Origin of the sequence: Enterobacter sp. N18-03635, from assembly GCF_004006055.1 — a bacterium.
Lineage (GTDB): Bacteria > Pseudomonadota > Gammaproteobacteria > Enterobacterales > Enterobacteriaceae > Enterobacter > Enterobacter vonholyi.
In genome coordinates, this window is record NZ_CP034769.1 from 4,542,688 (window position 1) to 4,561,369 (window position 18,682).

Below are 18,682 nucleotides of genomic sequence, written 5' to 3' on the forward strand. Positions count from 1 at the left end.
ACCCCTCTCCCCAAAGGAGAGAAGGGATCGTTCGGTGCGGTGTTTTTCTCCCTCGCCCCTTTGGGAAGAGGGCCGGGGTGAGGGGATAATATAATCCTCCCCCCATAAGCAGTACCCATAAAAATAACCCCACTCTCTACAAGGCTCGGGGCGCCCGGAAAGGGCAAATACAGGTCAGCGACAACGCAGGCATAATGCCTAAATTCGGAATCTAAAATTATGTGTGGAATTGTTGGCGCAGTTGCGCAGCGTGATATTGCTGAAATCCTTCTCGAAGGTTTACGTCGTCTGGAATACCGTGGTTACGACTCTGCCGGTCTGGCTGTCGTCGATGCAGAAGGTCATATGACCCGTCTGCGTCGTCTCGGTAAAGTGCAGATGCTGGCCCAGGCCGCGGAAGAACATCCGCTGCACGGGGGAACCGGTATTGCGCACACCCGCTGGGCGACGCACGGCGAACCGTCTGAAGGTAACGCGCACCCGCATGTGTCTGAACACATCGTGGTGGTGCACAACGGCATTATCGAAAACCACGAACCGCTGCGCGAAGAACTGAAAGCGCGCGGCTACACCTTCGTCTCTGAAACTGACACCGAAGTGATTGCTCACCTGGTGCACTGGGAGCTGGAGCAGGGCGGTACACTGCGTGATGCGGTGCTCCGTGCTATCCCTCAGCTGCGCGGTGCGTACGGTACGGTGATCATGGATTCCCGCGATCCGTCAACGCTTCTGGCCGCGCGTTCCGGTAGCCCGATGGTTATCGGTCTGGGCATGGGCGAAAACTTTATCGCCTCTGACCAGCTGGCGCTCCTGCCGGTTACCCGTCGCTTTATCTTCCTCGAAGAGGGTGATATCGCGGAAGTGACCCGTCGCAGCGTGACCGTCTTCGATACTAAAGGCGAGCAGGTGAAGCGTCAGGAGATCGAATCGAATCTGCAGTACGACGCGGGCGACAAAGGCGCTTACCGTCACTATATGCAGAAAGAGATTTACGAGCAGCCAAACGCCATCAAAAACACCCTGACCGGGCGCATTAGCCACGGTGAAGTGGATCTGAGCGAGCTGGGCGCAAACGCGAACGAACTGCTCGCCAAGGTCGAGCATATTCAGATCGTGGCCTGCGGCACCTCCTACAACTCCGGTATGGTTTCTCGCTACTGGTTTGAATCCCTGGCGGGCGTGCCGTGCGATGTGGAAATCGCGTCTGAATTCCGCTATCGCAAATCCGCGGTGCGTCGTAACAGCCTGATGATCACCCTTTCCCAGTCCGGCGAAACGGCGGATACGCTCGCAGCGCTGCGTCTGTCTAAAGAGCTGGGTTACCTGGGCTCGCTGGCCATCTGTAACGTCCCTGGCTCATCGCTGGTGCGTGAGTCCGATCTGGCGCTGATGACCAAAGCGGGCACCGAAATCGGTGTGGCCTCCACCAAAGCGTTTACCACGCAGCTGACCGTTCTGCTGATGCTGGTGGCGAAGCTTGCGCGTCTGAAAGGTGAAGATGCGTCCGTTGAGCACGACATCGTTCACGGCCTGCAGGCGCTGCCGAGCCGTATTGAGCAGATGCTGTCTCAGGACAAACGCATCGAAGCGCTGGCGGAAGATTTCTCTGACAAACATCACGCCCTGTTCCTGGGGCGTGGCGATCAGTATCCGATTGCGCTGGAAGGCGCGCTGAAGCTGAAAGAGATCTCCTACATTCACGCTGAAGCCTATGCGGCTGGCGAGCTGAAGCACGGCCCGCTGGCGCTGATTGACGCGGATATGCCGGTCATCGTTGTGGCACCTAACAACGAACTGCTGGAAAAACTGAAATCTAACATCGAAGAAGTGCGTGCCCGTGGCGGTGTTCTGTACGTCTTCGCCGACAAAGATGCCGGTTTTGTCAGCAACGACAACATGCACATCATCGAGATGCCGCATGTGGAAGAGGTGATTGCACCGATCTTCTATACCGTTCCGCTGCAGCTGCTGGCTTACCATGTGGCGCTGATCAAAGGCACCGACGTTGACCAGCCGCGTAACCTGGCGAAATCAGTTACCGTAGAATAATCCCTTCAGGCTCCACCCTCGGGTGGAGCTTTTTTATCCCGCCCGGTTTGTTTTTAATCAATCCTGTCTCGTTTTTAATAATGACAATTTGTCATCTTCAGCTACTTTTTTCAGTGTCACATAAAGAAAATATTTCTGAAAACGTATTGTCATAAAAGTGGCTAACACGATGAAAATTAAGCTTTATTGTGCGGTATTTTAAGTTAAATTTTCATTGTCATAAAACTGTCATAATTCGTACATTTATCTGTCACCTGTTTGTCCTATTTTGCTCATCGTAGCCACTAAACAACGATTTATGAAAATCTTGCAGGAGACATTATGAAAGTTATGCGTACCACTGTCGCAACTGTTGTCGCCGCGACCTTATCTCTGAGCGCGTTCTCTGTATTTGCAGAAGCAAGCCTGACTGGCGCTGGTGCAACCTTCCCTGCGCCGGTGTATGCCAAATGGGCGGATACCTACCAGAAAGAAACCGGTAACAAGGTTAACTATCAGGGTATCGGCTCCTCCGGTGGCGTGAAACAAATTACCGCGAACACGGTTGATTTCGGCGCATCTGACGCTCCGCTGTCTGATGATAAGCTGGCTCAGGAAGGCCTGTTCCAGTTCCCTACCGTGATCGGTGGCGTGGTCCTGGCGATCAACCTGCCGGGCGTGAAGTCGGGCGAGCTGGTGCTGGACGGCAAAACGCTGGGTGACATCTACCTGGGCAAAATCAAAAAATGGGATGACGAAGCGATCGCTAAGCTCAACCCAGGCCTGAAGCTGCCTTCTCAGAACATCGCCGTGGTTCGCCGCGCGGATGGTTCCGGTACGTCTTTCGTGTTCACCAGCTACCTGGCGAAAGTGAACGAAGAGTGGAAATCTAAAGTCGGCTCCGGCTCAACCGTTAACTGGCCTACCGGTCTGGGCGGTAAAGGTAACGACGGTATCGCCGCGTTCGTACAACGTCTGCCTGGCTCCATCGGCTACGTAGAGTATGCGTACGCGAAGCAGAATAACCTGTCCTACACCAAACTGGTGTCTGCAGACGGCAAACCGGTTAGCCCGACCGAAGAGAACTTTGCTAACGCTGCCAAAGGCGCTGACTGGAGCAAATCCTTCGCTCAGGATCTGACTAACCAGAAGGGCGAAGGTGCATGGCCAATCACCTCTACCACCTTCATCCTGGTGCACAAAGAGCAGAAGAAACCTGAGCAGGGCGCTGAAGTGCTGAAGTTCTTCGACTGGGCATACAAAAACGGCGGCAAACAGGCTAACGCTCTGGATTACGCCACCCTGCCGGACAACGTGGTTGAGCAGATTCGTGCTGCATGGAAAACCAACGTGAAAGACAGCAGCGGTAAAGCGCTGTACTAACAGGATATATTTAACGAAGATGGCGGGTGGCGCTGCGCTTACCCGCCCTACGGTTTAAGCTGTAGGCCCGGTAAGCGTCAGCGCCACCGGGCATATTCGTAAAAACGTCTCAAACAGAAGAGTAATTTATGGCTGCAACCAAGCCTGCATTTAACCCTCCGGGTAAAAAAGGTGACATGATTTTCAGCGCGCTGGTCAAACTGGCTGCGCTGATTGTGCTATTGCTGCTGGGCGGCATTATCGTGTCTCTGATTTTCTCCTCATGGCCGAGCATCCAGAAATTCGGTTTCTCCTTCCTGTGGACCAAAGAGTGGGACGCGCCGAACGACATCTACGGTGCCCTGGTGCCGATTTACGGCACGCTGGTAACCTCGTTCATCGCCCTGCTGATTGCGGTTCCGGTAAGCTTTGGTATTGCCCTGTTCCTGACGGAGCTGGCGCCGGGCTGGCTGCGACGCCCGCTGGGTATTGCCATCGAACTACTGGCGGCTATTCCAAGTATCGTTTACGGCATGTGGGGCTTGTTCATCTTTGCTCCGCTGTTCGCCACGTATTTCCAGGAACCGGTCGGTAACGTGCTTTCCGCCATTCCGTTTGTGGGTGCCCTGTTCTCTGGCCCGGCTTTCGGTATCGGCATTCTGGCGGCAGGTGTGATCCTCGCCATCATGATAATTCCGTACATTGCGGCGGTCATGCGTGATGTGTTCGAACAAACGCCGGTGATGATGAAAGAGTCGGCCTACGGTATCGGCTGCACCACCTGGGAAGTTATCTGGCGCATTGTCCTTCCGTTCACCAAAAATGGGGTGATCGGGGGCGTGATGCTGGGCTTAGGTCGTGCGCTGGGTGAAACCATGGCGGTCACCTTTATCATCGGTAACACCTACCAGCTCGACAGCGCGTCGCTCTACATGCCGGGTAACAGTATTACCTCGGCGCTGGCGAATGAATTTGCGGAAGCGGAATCCGGGCTGCACGTGGCGGCGCTGATGGAGCTGGGTCTGATTCTGTTCGTTATTACCTTCATTGTTCTGGCGATTTCCAAGCTGATGATTATGCGCCTCGCTAAAAATGAGGGAGCACGCTAATGGCCACTCTCGAAATGCAAGCTACCGCTGAACTGGCGGAATCCCGCCGCAAGATGCAGGCCAGACGCCGCATGAAAAACCGCATTGCCCTGACGCTCTCAATGGCGACTATGGCATTCGGCCTGTTCTGGCTGGTCTGGATCCTCTTCTCGACAATCGTTCGTGGGATTGACGGAATGTCACTCTCGCTGTTCACCGAAATGACGCCGCCGCCGAACACGGCGGGCGGTGGCCTGGCGAATGCGCTGGCCGGCAGCGGGTTGCTGATCCTCTGGGCGACGGTCTTCGGCACGCCGCTGGGCATCATGGCGGGCATTTACCTGGCAGAATACGGTCGTAAATCCTGGCTGGCGGAAGTGATTCGCTTCATTAACGATATTTTGCTGTCAGCCCCGTCTATCGTGGTGGGTCTGTTCGTTTACACCGTTGTTGTAGCGCAGATGGAACACTTCTCCGGCTGGGCGGGTGTGATTGCCCTGGCGCTGCTGCAGGTGCCGATTGTGATTCGAACCACCGAGAACATGCTGAAACTGGTGCCGGACAGCCTGCGTGAAGCGGCTTATGCACTGGGTACGCCGAAATGGAAGATGATCTCTGCGATTACGCTGAAGGCGTCCGTATCCGGGATCATGACCGGTATCCTGCTGGCGGTTGCGCGTATCGCGGGTGAAACTGCGCCGCTGCTGTTTACGTCCCTCTCCAACCAGTTCTGGAGCACGGACATGATGCAGCCGATCGCCAACCTGCCGGTGACGATCTTTAAATTTGCGATGAGCCCATTCGCGGAATGGCAGCAGCTGGCCTGGGCCGGGGTGCTGATCATTACCCTTTGCGTACTGTTGCTGAACATTCTGGCGCGCGTCATTTTCGCGAAGAAGAAACACGGTTAATTTTTTACGGCGCGGCAGCTCGCGGCGCCGAATGAGGAAATGAGTCAATGAGTATGGTTGATACTGCCCCGGGTAAGATTCAGGTTCGTGATTTGAACTTCTACTACGGCAAATTCCATGCCCTGAAGAACATCAACCTGGATATCGCTAAGAACCAGGTCACGGCATTTATCGGTCCATCCGGCTGTGGGAAATCCACGCTGCTGCGTACCTTTAACAAAATGTATTCGCTCTATCCGGAGCAGCGCGCTGAAGGGGAAATCATCCTCGATGGCGAAAATATTCTGACCCAGGCTCAGGATATCGCCCTGCTGCGCGCCAAAGTGGGGATGGTGTTCCAGAAACCCACGCCGTTCCCGATGTCCATTTATGACAACATCGCCTTTGGCGTTCGCCTGTTTGAAAAGCTCTCCCGCGCCGATATGGACGAGCGCGTGCAGTGGGCTTTGACCAAGGCCGCATTATGGAACGAAACCAAAGATAAGTTGCACCAGAGCGGTTACTCTCTCTCCGGTGGTCAGCAGCAGCGTCTGTGCATTGCGCGCGGTATTGCGATTCGCCCGGAAGTGTTGCTGCTGGATGAGCCGTGTTCAGCGCTGGACCCGATCTCAACCGGTCGTATTGAAGAACTGATCACCGAGCTGAAGCAGGATTACACCGTGGTTATCGTGACCCATAACATGCAGCAGGCTGCACGTTGCTCCGATCACACGGCGTTTATGTACCTGGGTGAATTGATTGAGTTCAGCAACACGGACGATCTCTTCACTAAGCCCGCGAAGAAACAAACCGAAGATTATATTACTGGCCGCTACGGTTGATTTGCCTTAGTGCATGTGGAGAAACCATGGACAACCTCAATCTTAATAAACACATTTCCGGCCAGTTCAACGCAGAGCTGGAAAGCATTCGCACCCAGGTGATGACCATGGGCGGTATGGTCGAGCAGCAGCTTTCTGATGCGATTACGGCGATGCACAACCAGGACAGCGAGCTGGCGAAACGCGTCATTGAAGGCGACAAAAACGTCAACATGATGGAAGTCGCTATCGACGAGGCCTGCGTGCGCATTATCGCGAAACGTCAGCCGACGGCGAGCGACCTGCGTCTGGTGATGGCCATTATCAAAACCATCGCCGAGCTGGAACGTATTGGTGACGTTGCGGATAAAATCTGCCGCACCGCGCTGGAGAAGTTCTCTCAGCAGCACCAGCCGCTGCTGGTCAGCCTGGAGTCGCTGGGCCGCCACACCGTGCAGATGCTTCATGACGTGCTGGATGCCTTTGCGCGAATGGATCTTGACGAAGCGGTGCGTATCTACCGTGAAGATAAAAAGGTCGATCAGGAGTATGAAGGCATCGTGCGTCAGCTGATGACTTACATGATGGAAGATTCCCGTACGATCCCAAGCGTACTGACCGCCCTGTTCTGCGCGCGCTCCATCGAGCGTATCGGCGACCGCTGCCAGAACATTTGCGAATACATTTTCTACTTCGTGAAAGGTCAGGACTTCCGTCACGTGGGCGGCGACGAGCTGGATAAGCTGCTGGCTGGTAAAGATCCGAAAGAGTAATCCTGTCATCTGATAACAACGCCGGTACTCACCGGCGTTGTTATTTCTAGTGTAATCACAATTTTCCCCTTCATCCGTTGCCTGACGTTCGAAACGCGCTAACGTGAGACGAAAAAAACAGCAAAGGATGGGATATGAAAAATTCATTAGCGTGTCTGGCGATGGCCATCAGCATCGGGATCGGTACTGGAACAGACGTTATTGCCGCACCGTTGCCGGTCACACCTGACCAGACTACCCCGGTCAGCCACTATGTGACCCAGGTTAATGCGGATAAAAGCATTACGTTTCGCCTGTTTGCACCCGGTGCAACGCGAGTCTCCGTGGTGACGGGGTCAATGCCTGAAAGCCAGGTTTCCCATGATATGACGAAAGAGAAAAATGGCGTCTGGTCATGGAAAAGCGAGCCGATGGCCCCGAATCTCTACGAATATTATTTCGACATCGATGGTTTCCGTTCAGTCGACACGGGAAGCCGCTATCAAAAACCTCAGCGGCAGGTGAACACCAGCCTGATTCTGGTTCCGGGCAGTATTCTCGACGATCGCGCCGTACCGCATGGCGATCTCACAACCCTGACCTGGCACTCGCCGTCGCTCAGGTCAGAGCGCCGCGTCTATGTATGGACTCCCCCTGGCTACAACGGCACAGGGGAACCCTTACCGGTGCTCTACTTCTACCATGGTTTTGGGGATACCGGGCTCTCGGCCATCGACCAGGTCCGTCTGCCGCAAATCATGGATAACCTGATGGCCGAGGGGAAAATCAAACCGATGCTGGTGGTGGTACCCGACACCGAGACGGAGAGCGCTGAGGCCATCCCCGAGAACTTCCCACCGGCAGAACGACGGAAGTCTTTCTACCCGCTCAATGCGAAAGCCGCAGATCGTGAACTGATGAGCGAGATTATTCCGCTGGTGGATACACGCTTCAACGTGCGTAAAGATGCTGACGGCCGGGCGCTGGCGGGGTTGTCACAGGGCGGTTATCAGGCGCTGGTCTCCGGGATGAATCATCTGGAGAACTTCGGCTGGCTGGGAACGTTCAGCGGCGTTACCACAACAACCGTACCTGACGAAGGAGTGGCCGCACGCTTTAAGCAGCCGGAGGCCATTAACCGGCAGCTGCATAACTTCACCGTCGTTGTGGGAGAGCGTGATTCAGTGACCGGCAAAGATATCGCCGGTCTGAAAGCGGAGCTGGAAAAACAGGGCATCAAATTCGACTATAAGATGTACCCCGGTCTGAATCACGAAATGGACGTCTGGCGTCCGGCCTATGCAGAGTTTGTTCAAAAGCTCTTCAGATAAACCTGTCGCCCTCCCTGAAGGGAGGGGCGGCTTAGCGCGTAATATCCCACCCGCGCGCCTTCCACAGCGCGGGTAGCTGCGCCAGATCGGTGAAGGTCGTGACTTTTGGATGATCGATCGGCTTGTTGTGCGGGTCGGCGCAGAAGTAAAACACCTCCATTCCCGCATCAATCCCCGACTGCGCACCCGCAGACGAGTCATCCACCAGAATGCAGTTCTCTACGTTAACGTTCATCGCTTTTGCCGCATGGAACATCAGCGCCGGGTCCGGCTTCCAGCGCTGGATATCGTAGCCGCTGAACAGTTTTTCCGGGAAGTGGTGCAGCATCTCAAGCTTGCCCAGCGAGTGCTGCATTTTGCTGACCGGACCGTTGGAGACCACGCAGATTGGCACCGACATGGCATCCAGCAGCGCGTTTGCGCCCGGAATCACCTCCAGCTCCGAATCGAACAGGCGTGCAACCTCGGCGCGGTACACTGGTTCCAGAGCCGCCTTCTCAAGAACGACGCCGTGTTCTTCGTTAATGATGTCGATGATCTCGTAGAGCTTCACGCCCTTAAAGCGTTTAAACACCTCTTCGAGTTCCAGAGTAATGCCAAATTCCTGGAACATGGTGACATACGCGCGGGAACAAATGACCTCACTGTCGACCAGCGTACCGTCGCAGTCGAAAAATACCGCTTCAATTCCGGACATGCCTTTCCCTTTTAACAAGTTTAACGTTTACGTACGGCGGTTCACCGGGACGCAATCGTTGCCGTATAAGCAAAATCAATGAAAAAAGTATCACGTAACCGCCACTATTGTCGCATTTTGGTATAGGATAGCGACGAATTTTCCCTCCTTGTTCGGAAATTGATGATGAGTCAACAACACACTACCCAGACATCTGGTCAGGGTCTGCTTGAGCGCGTTTTTAAACTGCGCGAGCACGGCACAACGGCACGCACCGAAGTGATCGCTGGTTTCACCACCTTCCTGACGATGGTCTATATCGTTTTTGTGAACCCACAAATTCTGGGCGTTGCTGGCATGGATACCAGCGCCGTCTTTGTAACCACCTGCCTGATCGCCGCCTTTGGCAGCATTCTGATGGGTGTATTCGCTAACCTGCCGGTTGCATTGGCACCGGCGATGGGCCTGAATGCGTTCTTCGCGTTCGTGGTTGTTCAGGCGATGGGTCTGCCTTGGCAGGTGGGCATGGGCGCTATCTTCTGGGGCGCGGTTGGCCTGCTGCTGCTGACCATTTTCCGCGTACGTTACTGGATGATTGCAAACATTCCCGTGAGCCTGCGCGTGGGCATTACCAGCGGTATCGGTCTGTTCATCGGTATGATGGGGCTGAAAAACGCGGGTGTTATCGTGGCGAACCCGGATACGCTGGTGAGCATCGGTCACCTGACCTCGCATAACGTGCTGCTGGGCGTGCTGGGCTTCTTTATCATCGCGATCCTCGCTTCCCGCAATATTCACGCGGCAGTGCTGGTGTCCATCGTGGTGACCACGCTGCTGGGCTGGATGCTGGGCGACGTTCACTATAACGGCATCGTTTCCGCGCCACCGAGCGTTTCTACCGTTGTTGGTCATGTTGATCTGGCGGGTTCTCTGAACCTGGGCCTGGCGGGCGTGATTTTCTCCTTCATGCTGGTGAACCTGTTCGACTCCTCCGGTACGCTGATCGGCGTGACCGACAAAGCGGGTCTGGCAGATGATAAAGGCAAATTCCCGCGCATGAAGCAGGCGCTGTTTGTGGACAGTATCTCCTCAGTGACCGGCTCATTTATCGGGACCTCATCTGTTACCGCTTACATTGAATCCTCTTCCGGCGTGTCCGTGGGCGGCCGTACCGGCCTGACGGCGGTTGTGGTGGGTATTCTGTTCCTGCTGGTGATCTTCCTCTCGCCACTGGCGGGCATGGTGCCTCCGTACGCGGCGGCCGGCGCGCTGATCTATGTGGGGGTGCTGATGACCTCCAGCCTGTCGCGCGTGAAGTGGGATGATTTAACCGAAGCGGTGCCGGCGTTTATTACCGCCGTGATGATGCCGTTCAGCTTCTCGATTACCGAAGGTATCGCGCTGGGCTTTATCTCTTACTGCGTAATGAAGATCGGTACCGGCCGCTTCCGCGACCTCAGCCCTTGCGTCATCATTGTGGCGCTGCTGTTTGTGCTGAAGATTGTGTTTATTGACGCGCACTAAGGTGCGGTTTGTGGTGTCAGGTGGCGCTTCGCTTACCTGACCTACTGACGAGTGTAGGCCCGGTAAGCGCTAGCGCCACCGGGCTTTTTTATCAGGCTTTTACCCGCTTAATATAATCCCCGAAGGCCGTCAGCTGGCCAGAGAGATGGTCGCGCGTGCTCTGATCCACCACCTCACCCGTTTGCGGGTCGACCTTGTTCTGAATCACACCGCCCATAAATTCCGGCTTGTTCATCACCATAGCATCGAGGAACACCAGGATCTGGCGCAGATGATACTGGCAGCGCGCGCCGCCGATAGCGCCCATAGAACTGGTCTGGATCAGCACCGGCTTGCTCGCGAGGGGCTGCTCGGGTAAACGCGACAGCCAGTCGATGGCATTCTTCAGGCCACCCGGAACCGAGTAGTTATATTCCGGCGTGACGATGACCACGCCGTCAGCCTGGCGGATCTGCTCTGCCAGCGCCTCGACGCTATGCGGGAACCCTTCTTCCTGCTGGACGTCCGCATCATACAGCGGAATATCGCCAATAGACGGCAGGGCGCTAATTTCCATACCTGCCGGTGCCAGCTGTGGCAGCGTGCGGGCAACCATCCCGTTAAATGAACCTTTGCGCAGGCTTCCCAGTAACGTAACTACTTTCAACGTATCAGACATGATTACTCCTGTTTCATCATGATGACCCTGATTGGATCAGCTAAGGGTGAATACTTTTTCTGCCGGTAAACTGGTTAAACGCATCAGGCGTGCGGCGGGCTCGTTGGCGCGCTCGGGCACATCAGGAAGGCTACGCCATCCCTGTTGACTGTCAAATTCCCAGATTTTCATGCGTTCAATGGCAGGGGTAACCGCAATGGACCAAATGAGCACATCCTCTGCGTCACTGAGTGCCTCCACCAGCGTGGCCTGGGCGGCACGCAGACGTCCGGAGCTAGGCAACAGCTGCAGCAGGCTGGCGTCGTCTGAGGCGCATCCGCAGAGCTTACGAATGCTCTGGCGCAGGGTAATGAGCTGGGCTCGGGCTTCGACAGGATCGTTCTGGTTGCGTACCCACAGCTTCTCATTGCTGGAGAGCGGATAGTCTTCATGTGCGTTACCGCCATGGAAGCTGCGCGTTGCGCGCTGAAGTTCCATATCGAGCCCACAATCCCCTTCGGTGGTCAGCGCGACGCCAATGATATTGCCCGCGTAGGCAATCGAAAAACGAGGGAGATCCGGGTCGGCAAAGACCGGGCGGCCTTCGGGTTGGGTAATGATGTCCGGCAGCTCGCTGGTGCCGTACAGCATAAACAGCAGTTCTGCGAGAAGCGCTCTGGACGCTAAAAACCGCGTCCTCCGGTGTTCCGGGAGAGCGAGTGCTTCACGGTGACAGGCTGAAGAAATTCTTGCCGATACGAGACGTCCTTCCGTAAGTATCCCTCTTGCAAAGTGCGTAGCCATTTTTCGCTCCTTGATAATGGTCGTAATCGGTTAAACGGTTACATGATTATCGCTTAACTTGACTCCTGTTTTAATCAGTAAATGGGAGTAAGAGAAGCCTTAGGACCGAACTTTACATTTTCTTAGGCAAAAATTGGATCGCTCGCACCGTACAGCGCCTTGATGGTTTCCCGCAACCATAGAATTTTCGGATTATGGCTGTTCCGTTTATGCCAGATCAGCGTGAAGGGAACGGTGAGTTTTTCAGCCTGCGCTTCGTCAATGGGAATAGGAAGCGCGATCAGCTTCCGCTGGTGGAGTTCATTGTAGTGATGGCAGTAATGCGGAGCCGTGGCGATATAGTTATGACCGGGCTGTGCTGCCATAAACATCGACTGCTCAAAGCCCGGCACGCTCATGGCAATGTTTCTCTCCCGACCCATCTCCTTTAGCACTTCGTCCAGTGCCCAGGTGTCGCTGCGTTCCCAGAAGATGCTGATGTGAGGGTAGCGCAGAAAGGTCTCGAGGTTCCATTCATCCTGTAGCGCGGGGTGATCCTCACGCAGATACACGCACGGACGGTCGCTGAACAGGATCTCATAGTCGATGAACCACGGCATTAGCTTCAGCAATTCACGCGATCGCGGGTGTGTTTCGCGTCCGGTGAATCCCAGGTCCACCTCTCCACGCGTAATGGCGTCCAGAGAGTCGTAATCCCAGTGGCGCATTTTCACCGTAGCCTGCGGATAGCGCTGGTTCACCTGCTCCAGCAGGGCATTGAAGCGGATCAGCATCAACGGCGTTTCCGCTGCCAGCACGAACGTCAGCCCGCCCGGAGAATCATGGTGGAATTTATCGAGGATCTGGTTGCCGATTTGCATCCAGTCAGCCAGATCCTGCTCAAGACTCACCGTCAGCGGCGTCGGCAGCAGCCCTAGCGGCGTTTTAACAAACAGCGGGTCTTCGAACCAGTCGCGCAGTTTGGCCAGCGATTTGCTTACCGCCGACGGCGTCACGTTCATCCGCTTTGCCGCTTTGGTGACGCTGCGCTCCTGCAGCAAAAGCTGCAGGCAAAGCAACAGGTTAAGATCGAGACTGCTGATGGGCTTCTTCATAGTGCGCCGCGGGCTGGATGACCATAAGTAAGGTAATGCAGAGTATGCTACAGCCAATCAGAACCCCGATCAGCATATTCAGCGCGTTAAGCCCGATGACCGCCGCCAGCCAAATCCACAGCGACGAGCCGCAGACCTGCGCGATCCCCAGTACCGAGCTTGCCACGCCTGCCCGCAGCGAAAATGGGCCAAGCGCCTGGCTCATCGCTACGCCAAAGCCAACCGAGAACCCGGCACAAATCAGCGTAATACCCGCCAGCATGACCGCATGTGAGCTGGTGGTCGCCAGGATCGCGCCGGCGGCGAGGAATAAAACCTGTGAGGTCAGCATAAATGTGCGCTGGCTGAAAACATTTAGCGCAAACGGCGTCGAAAACGAAACGGCCATACTGACCATCGCGGTTAATGCCATCACCGTTGAATACTGACCGCGATCGAAGCCCATGGTCTCCATCAGCAAAACCGGGGAAACGTTTACATAGGTCAGGATCACCGCCACGCTTAACGTGGTCACGGCCAGACGGCTGAGGAAAAAGCGGTTGAGAAGCTTCTCTGCCGGGTGAATGGTTGCGGTATGGCCGGTATTCTGCGAGCCCGGGTGGGTCTCTTTCAGCACGGCGATCGACAGGATAAACACCAGCGCGCCCATCGCCGCCATGGTCCAGAACAGGCTCTGCCACGGGAATTTCAGCATGATCAGATAGCCCACGACCGGGGCCAGCACCGGGATGATGCAGGTAATGCCGTTCAGCATCGACAGCACTTTGGCGCGACGCTGGGCGCTTAAAGTGTCGCGCAAAATGGCAAACGCCACCACGTAGCAACCGCCCGCCCCGATGCCCTGGATAAAGCGCCCGGTCAGAAACACGGTGCTGTTTTGCGCCTGTGAGCAGAGAAGGGACGCCAGGGCAAAAACGATGGCACCGGAGATAGCGACAGGCTGACGGCCTGCCTTATCCGCGATCTTCCCCGCAAACACCATCGACGACGCCATCCCCGCGAGGTAGGCCGAAAACGCGATGTGCAGCTGCGCTTCGCTGGCGCCCAGATCGCGGGCGATATGCGGTAATCCCACCAGATACATATCAATGCCTGACGGATAAAGCAGAACTAAAGCGAAACTACAAAACAGAAAACGCGCCATAAACCCCCCATAGATGAAGGCATGCAGGATAGGGGGTGAAAAGGGATTAGGCGAGTTGCCATTTGGACAATGGTGATTTCCCAGGAGGAAATCACCATATATTAGCGGGAATTATTTACCAATACAGAAGCTTGAGAAGATCCGTCCCAGCAAATCGTCCGAGGTAAACTCCCCGGTGATCTCGCTCAGATTCTGCTGCGCCAGACGCAGCTCTTCCGCCAGCAGCTCGCCCGCCCACGCGCCGATCAGCTGCGCTTTACCCTGGACAAGGTGGTTAGCCGCCTCTTCCAGCGCCTGCAGGTGACGGCGACGCGCCAGGAAGCCGCCTTCCATGCTGGTGTCAAAGCCCATGCTCTGCTTGAGATGATTGCGCAGGTCGTCCACGCCTTCACCGGTACGCGCCGACAGGCGGATTAGTGAGTGACCATTCACATCGCTGATGCCCAGCGTTTCGCCGGTCACGTCTGCCTTATTACGTACCACAGTGATCGGCAGTTTGGCCGGCAGGCGGGCAATAAAGTCCGGCCAGATCTCTGCCGGGTTAACGGCGTCGGTCGTGGTGCCGTCCACCATAAACAGCACGCGGTCGGCCTGCTCGATCTCCTGCCAGGCGCGTTCGATACCGATGCGCTCAACCTCGTCGCTGGCATCGCGCAGACCGGCGGTGTCGATGATGTGCAGAGGCATGCCGTCGATGTGGATGTGCTCGCGCAGCACGTCGCGAGTGGTACCGGCAATGTCGGTCACAATTGCCGCTTCACGGCCCGCCAGGGCGTTCAGCAGGCTCGATTTGCCGGCGTTAGGACGTCCTGCAATCACTACCTTCATCCCTTCGCGCAGCAGGCTGCCCTGGCGCGCTTCGGCGCGAACGGCGTCGAGATCGCTCATCACCTGGTTGAGCTGGGCTTCGATTTTACCGTCAGAGAGGAAGTCGATCTCCTCATCCGGGAAGTCGATAGCCGCTTCCACGTAGATGCGCAGGTGAGTAAGTGCTTCCACAAGGTGATTCACACGCGCGGAGAATGCCCCCTGCAGCGAGTTCAGGGCGGAGCGGGCCGCCTGTTCCGAGCTGGCGTCGATCAGGTCTGCAATCGCTTCTGCCTGCGCCAGGTCGAGCTTATCGTTGAGGAAGGCTCGCTCGGAGAACTCGCCCGGCTTTGCAATGCGCAGGCCAGGCAGGGTCAGGATCCGTTTTAACAGCAGGTCGAGGATAACCGGGCCGCCGTGGCCCTGCAGCTCCAGCACGTCTTCGCCGGTGAAGGAGTTAGGGCCGGGGAACCACAGCGCAATGCCCTGGTCCAGCGGCGTGCCGTCGGTATCTTTAAACGGCAGGTAATCAGCGTAGCGCGGCTTTGGCAGTTTACCCAGCACCGCTTCGGCCACCTCGCGCGCCTTCAGGCCGGAGATGCGCAGAATGCCTACACCACCGCGTCCCGGTGGGGTTGCCTGGGCGACGATAGTGTCGTTATGGCTCATGGTTGCTCTCGTTCAATACAAATAAAAAAGGCGGTCAATCGACCGCCCTTATTTTAGCGTTAACTTATCGGATCAGGACTTTTTCTTTTCGCGGCTATGCAGGCCACGTTTTTCCAGACCACGGTAAATCAGCTGCTGCTGGATGATGGTCACCAGGTTGCTGACGATATAGTACAGCACCAGACCTGACGGGAACCACAGGAAGAACACGGTGAAGATGACCGGCATAAAGGTCATGATCTTCTGCTGCATCGGGTCGGTCACGGTGGTCGGCGACATCTTCTGGATGAAGAACATCGTCACGCCCATCAGGATCGGCAGGATGTAGTACGGGTCCTGTGCGGACAGGTCATGGATCCACAGAGCGAACGGCGCGTGGCGCAGCTCAACGGAACCCATCAGCATGTAGTACAGCGCAAGGAAGATTGGCATCTGAATCAGCAGCGGGAAGCAGCCACCCAGTGGGTTCACTTTCTCTGCTTTGTACAGGGCCATCATTTCCTGGCTCTGACGCTGTTTGTCATCGCCCAGACGCTCACGCATTGCCTGAATCTTCGGCTGCAGCATGCGCATCTTCGCCATGGAGGTGTACTGCGCTTTAGTCAGCGGGTACATGATGCCACGAACGATGAAGGTGATAACGATGATGGAGAAGCCCCAGTTACCCAGGAAGCTGTGGATGAACTTCAGCAGCTTAAACAGCGGCTGAGAGATGAACCACAACCAACCGTAATCCACGGTCAGATCCAGGTGCGGCGCAACAGCGGCCATTTTGTCCTGAATTTCCGGGCCGACCCACAGGGTGCTTGCCAGCTTACCGGTTTGACCCGGCTGTACCAGAACCGGCTGAGATTTGTAGCCGATGGCTGCAATACCGTTGCCCAGGTTCGCGGTATAGAAGTTGTTGGTACCGTCGTTATTTGGCACCCACGCAGTGGCGAAATACTGCTGCAGCATTGCCACCCAACCGCCTTTAGCGCTGACGTTCAGGTTTTCGTTATCGGCAATGGTGTCGAATTTGTATTTCTCATACTTCGAGTCTGGCGTGGAGTACGCCGCGCCACGGAAGGTATGCAGCGCAAAGTTGCTGCTTCCGGTGTCACGGTGAGACGGCAGATTGATGGACTGCTTCAGCTGACCGAAGGTGGACAGTTCCAGCGGTTTCGCACTGGCGTTCTGTACGCTGTAGCCCACGTTCACCGCATACTCACCGCGCTTCAGGGTGAAGGTTTTGGTGAAGGTGTTGCCTGCGGCGTCGGTATAGGTCATCGGGATAACGAGTTCGTTCTGGCCATCAGCCAGCACAAAGGTGTCATTCTCGACAGTATACAGTGGACGCGCACCGTTAGCCGGGTTATCCGGGCCATCACGACCGGTCAGGCCGCTCTGCGCCTGGTAGATAAACTCAGGCGTGGTTTCCAGTAACTGGAACGGTTCGTTAGACTTCAGCTCTTTCGGGTAGGTCAACAGCAGCGCCTGCTCAACATCACCACCACGGGTGTTGATTGTCAGCTCAAGCACATCGGTCTTAACCGTAATCTGTTTCCCCTGGCCACTGGCCGGTACGCCCTGGTCGGCGGCGCTACCCGCTGCGGTGGTCGTAGTCTGCGTGGTCTGCTGCTGGGGTTGAGGATTTTTATCCTGCTCCCATGCCTGCCAGATCATGAAAGACACGAACAACAAAGCGATGATAAGAAGATTGCGTTGCGAATCCATCGTTAGTGTTCTCTGGTATCAAAGGGTCCTGGAGGGACGGGGTCGTCTCCACCGGGGTGTAAAGGGTGGCATTTTAATACGCGTTTCACCGTCAACCAACTGCCTTTTATCACTCCAAACCTGCGCAATGCCTCAATTCCGTAGCTTGAGCATGTTGGTGTGAAACGGCAGTGCGGCCCGAGTAGCGGACTAATCAGGCGTTGATAGACCCGAATGAGGGCTATCAGGACCCGTGAGCCAGGCGACAGTGGCGGCGCCATAATTTTTCCAACGCTTCCGAGAGAGCACGGTTATCGAGGTCGGCAACCCCCTTTTTAGCCACCACCACGAAATCCATTGAAGGCAGTTCGTGCTGACGTAAACGGAAGCTTTCACGCGTCAGACGTTTAATCCGATTGCGTTCATGCGCACGCTTAACATTTTTCTTGGCGACTGTGAGACCGATGCGGGGATGCCCCAGCGAATTTTGGCGGCCGAGGATGGTGATTTGCGGCGTGCCAGCCCGTAGTGGCTGCTGGAAGACGAAAGTGAAATGAGCGGGAGTTAACAAACGTAACTCCCTGGGAAATGCTAGCTTAACCACTCAGGGGTTAGCTTTATTACTTGGAAACGGTCAGACGAGCGCGGCCTTTAGCACGACGACGTGCCAGAACCTGACGACCATTTTTAGTAGCCATACGAGCACGGAAGCCGTGAGAACGGTTGCGCTTCAGTACAGACGGTTGAAAAGTGCGTTTCATGGCGATTTCTACCTAAACTTGAATAAATTCACTGACTTTTGCGTATACCCGAACGAGTTTCGAACGACTAACGCCTCAGCGTGGGTGATTAAAGAGGCCGGATTGTAATAATTGTACACTCCGGAGTCAATTCTCTTTCCTTATTTCCCGCGTATTTCCGCACGTTTTCGCGTGGAAAATGAGCAACGGACGACGCAGGAAGATGAGCATCACGCGCCGGGTCGAGGATTATACGGGCTCACCGACAAAGCGCAAGGATCGTCCCGGATCTTCGTTAGATCATTTAAGCAATAAATTGTCTGTGCTCATTAATTTTTCCAATATGCGGACTAAATCGCGGGGCACTCGCGCCAGGATCGTTTACACTTACCCGGTTCTGGATCTTCCTGTGGATAAATCGGGAAGAATCTGTGAGAAACAGAAGATCTCTGGCTCAGTTTAGGCTATGATCCGCGGTCCCGATCGGGATCCCAGGATCCTGGTCAGGATAAATTGCAGATAGCAATTCGCACGTCCCCCTTTACACAGGGTCATGTCGATGTGCGCCAACAATCATGAATATTCAATAGTTTTCTTTTATTGTTCGAGTGGAGTCCGCC

The 18,682-nt window shown here is 55.5% G+C and carries 18 protein-coding genes; 8 read left to right on the top strand and 10 right to left on the bottom strand.

The genetic code is table 11. The features are described 5' to 3' along the window. Positions 1-219: 219 nt before the first annotated feature. The 7 genes from glmS to ELK40_RS22595 all read left to right on the top strand — a co-directional run bounded on the left by glmS (position 220) and on the right by ELK40_RS22595 (position 8,272). Positions 220-2,049, top strand: coding sequence for a glutamine--fructose-6-phosphate transaminase (isomerizing) (glmS, locus tag ELK40_RS22565; protein WP_115876776.1), 1,830 nt, complete (start codon positions 220-222; stop codon positions 2,047-2,049). 321 nt (positions 2,050-2,370) lie between these two features. Next, on the top strand, positions 2,371-3,411 hold the full coding sequence (gene pstS, locus ELK40_RS22570) for a phosphate ABC transporter substrate-binding protein PstS (RefSeq protein WP_008500186.1): 1,041 nt from the start codon (positions 2,371-2,373) through the stop codon (positions 3,409-3,411). A 128-nt stretch (positions 3,412-3,539) separates the two neighbouring features. Further along, the gene (gene pstC / locus ELK40_RS22575) at positions 3,540-4,499 is read left to right on the top strand and encodes a phosphate ABC transporter permease PstC (RefSeq protein WP_023309793.1); all 960 of its coding nucleotides are present in this window, start codon (positions 3,540-3,542) and stop codon (positions 4,497-4,499) included. Beyond that, positions 4,499-5,389, top strand: a complete 891-nt coding sequence (gene pstA / locus ELK40_RS22580; RefSeq protein WP_111964235.1) for a phosphate ABC transporter permease PstA — start codon at positions 4,499-4,501, stop codon at positions 5,387-5,389. The genes pstC and pstA overlap by 1 nt, the downstream gene beginning before the upstream one ends. A gap of 47 nt (positions 5,390-5,436) precedes the next feature. Beyond that, a complete protein-coding gene (gene pstB / locus ELK40_RS22585) occupies positions 5,437-6,210 on the top strand; it encodes a phosphate ABC transporter ATP-binding protein PstB (RefSeq protein WP_008500183.1) in 774 nt (257 codons plus the stop codon). A gap of 26 nt (positions 6,211-6,236) precedes the next feature. Then, the gene (gene phoU, locus ELK40_RS22590; protein WP_008500182.1) at positions 6,237-6,962 is read left to right on the top strand and encodes a phosphate signaling complex protein PhoU; all 726 of its coding nucleotides are present in this window, start codon (positions 6,237-6,239) and stop codon (positions 6,960-6,962) included. Positions 6,963-7,123: 161 nt separating this feature from the next. Beyond that, positions 7,124-8,272, top strand: a complete 1,149-nt coding sequence (locus tag ELK40_RS22595; RefSeq protein WP_127732860.1) for an esterase — start codon at positions 7,124-7,126, stop codon at positions 8,270-8,272. Positions 8,273-8,303: 31 nt separating this feature from the next. Here the strand turns inward: ELK40_RS22595 and yieH are convergent, their stop codons facing one another. Continuing rightward, complete coding sequence (yieH, locus tag ELK40_RS22600; protein WP_127732689.1) at positions 8,304-8,969, bottom strand: 6-phosphogluconate phosphatase; 666 nt, start codon at positions 8,967-8,969, stop codon at positions 8,304-8,306. A gap of 165 nt (positions 8,970-9,134) precedes the next feature. On the opposite strand from yieH, the gene adeP reads away from it, so the two are divergent. Beyond that, the gene (gene adeP / locus ELK40_RS22605) at positions 9,135-10,472 is read left to right on the top strand and encodes an adenine permease AdeP (protein ID WP_164850665.1); all 1,338 of its coding nucleotides are present in this window, start codon (positions 9,135-9,137) and stop codon (positions 10,470-10,472) included. A gap of 91 nt (positions 10,473-10,563) precedes the next feature. On the opposite strand, the gene ELK40_RS22610 is transcribed toward adeP, so the two are convergent. From ELK40_RS22610 to rpmH, 9 genes are all read right to left on the bottom strand, one after another. Continuing rightward, positions 10,564-11,130: an NADPH-dependent FMN reductase gene (locus tag ELK40_RS22610; protein WP_127732693.1), complete on the bottom strand. Its 567-nt coding sequence runs from the start codon at positions 11,128-11,130 to the stop codon at positions 10,564-10,566. A 36-nt stretch (positions 11,131-11,166) separates the two neighbouring features. Beyond that, positions 11,167-11,913: a phosphopantetheinyl transferase gene (locus tag ELK40_RS22615; RefSeq protein WP_127732695.1), complete on the bottom strand. Its 747-nt coding sequence runs from the start codon at positions 11,911-11,913 to the stop codon at positions 11,167-11,169. Positions 11,914-12,035: 122 nt separating this feature from the next. Next, positions 12,036-13,007 (bottom strand): HTH-type transcriptional regulator YidZ, encoded by a 972-nt coding sequence (gene yidZ, locus ELK40_RS22620; RefSeq protein ID WP_111964239.1) that lies wholly within the window; start codon positions 13,005-13,007, stop codon positions 12,036-12,038. Beyond that, complete coding sequence (locus ELK40_RS22625) at positions 12,976-14,151, bottom strand: MFS transporter (RefSeq protein WP_127732697.1); 1,176 nt, start codon at positions 14,149-14,151, stop codon at positions 12,976-12,978. Before ELK40_RS22625 ends, yidZ begins: the two co-directional genes overlap by 32 nt. 111 nt (positions 14,152-14,262) lie before the next feature. Continuing rightward, positions 14,263-15,627, bottom strand: coding sequence for a tRNA uridine-5-carboxymethylaminomethyl(34) synthesis GTPase MnmE (gene mnmE, locus ELK40_RS22630; RefSeq protein ID WP_127732698.1), 1,365 nt, complete (start codon positions 15,625-15,627; stop codon positions 14,263-14,265). 72 nt (positions 15,628-15,699) lie between these two features. Further along, positions 15,700-17,343 carry a membrane protein insertase YidC gene (gene yidC, locus ELK40_RS22635; protein ID WP_127732700.1) on the bottom strand — a complete coding sequence of 548 codons (1,644 nt, stop codon included), beginning with the start codon at positions 17,341-17,343 and terminating at the stop codon, positions 15,700-15,702. Between the two features lie 2 nt (positions 17,344-17,345). Beyond that, complete coding sequence (gene yidD / locus ELK40_RS22640) at positions 17,346-17,603, bottom strand: membrane protein insertion efficiency factor YidD (RefSeq protein ID WP_001307474.1); 258 nt, start codon at positions 17,601-17,603, stop codon at positions 17,346-17,348. Beyond that, positions 17,567-17,926 (bottom strand): ribonuclease P protein component, encoded by a 360-nt coding sequence (rnpA, locus tag ELK40_RS22645; RefSeq protein ID WP_032640303.1) that lies wholly within the window; start codon positions 17,924-17,926, stop codon positions 17,567-17,569. The genes yidD and rnpA overlap by 37 nt, the downstream gene beginning before the upstream one ends. Before the next feature lie 16 nt (positions 17,927-17,942). Next, a complete protein-coding gene (gene rpmH / locus ELK40_RS22650; RefSeq protein WP_000831330.1) occupies positions 17,943-18,083 on the bottom strand; it encodes a 50S ribosomal protein L34 in 141 nt (46 codons plus the stop codon). Positions 18,084-18,682 lie beyond the last annotated feature (599 nt).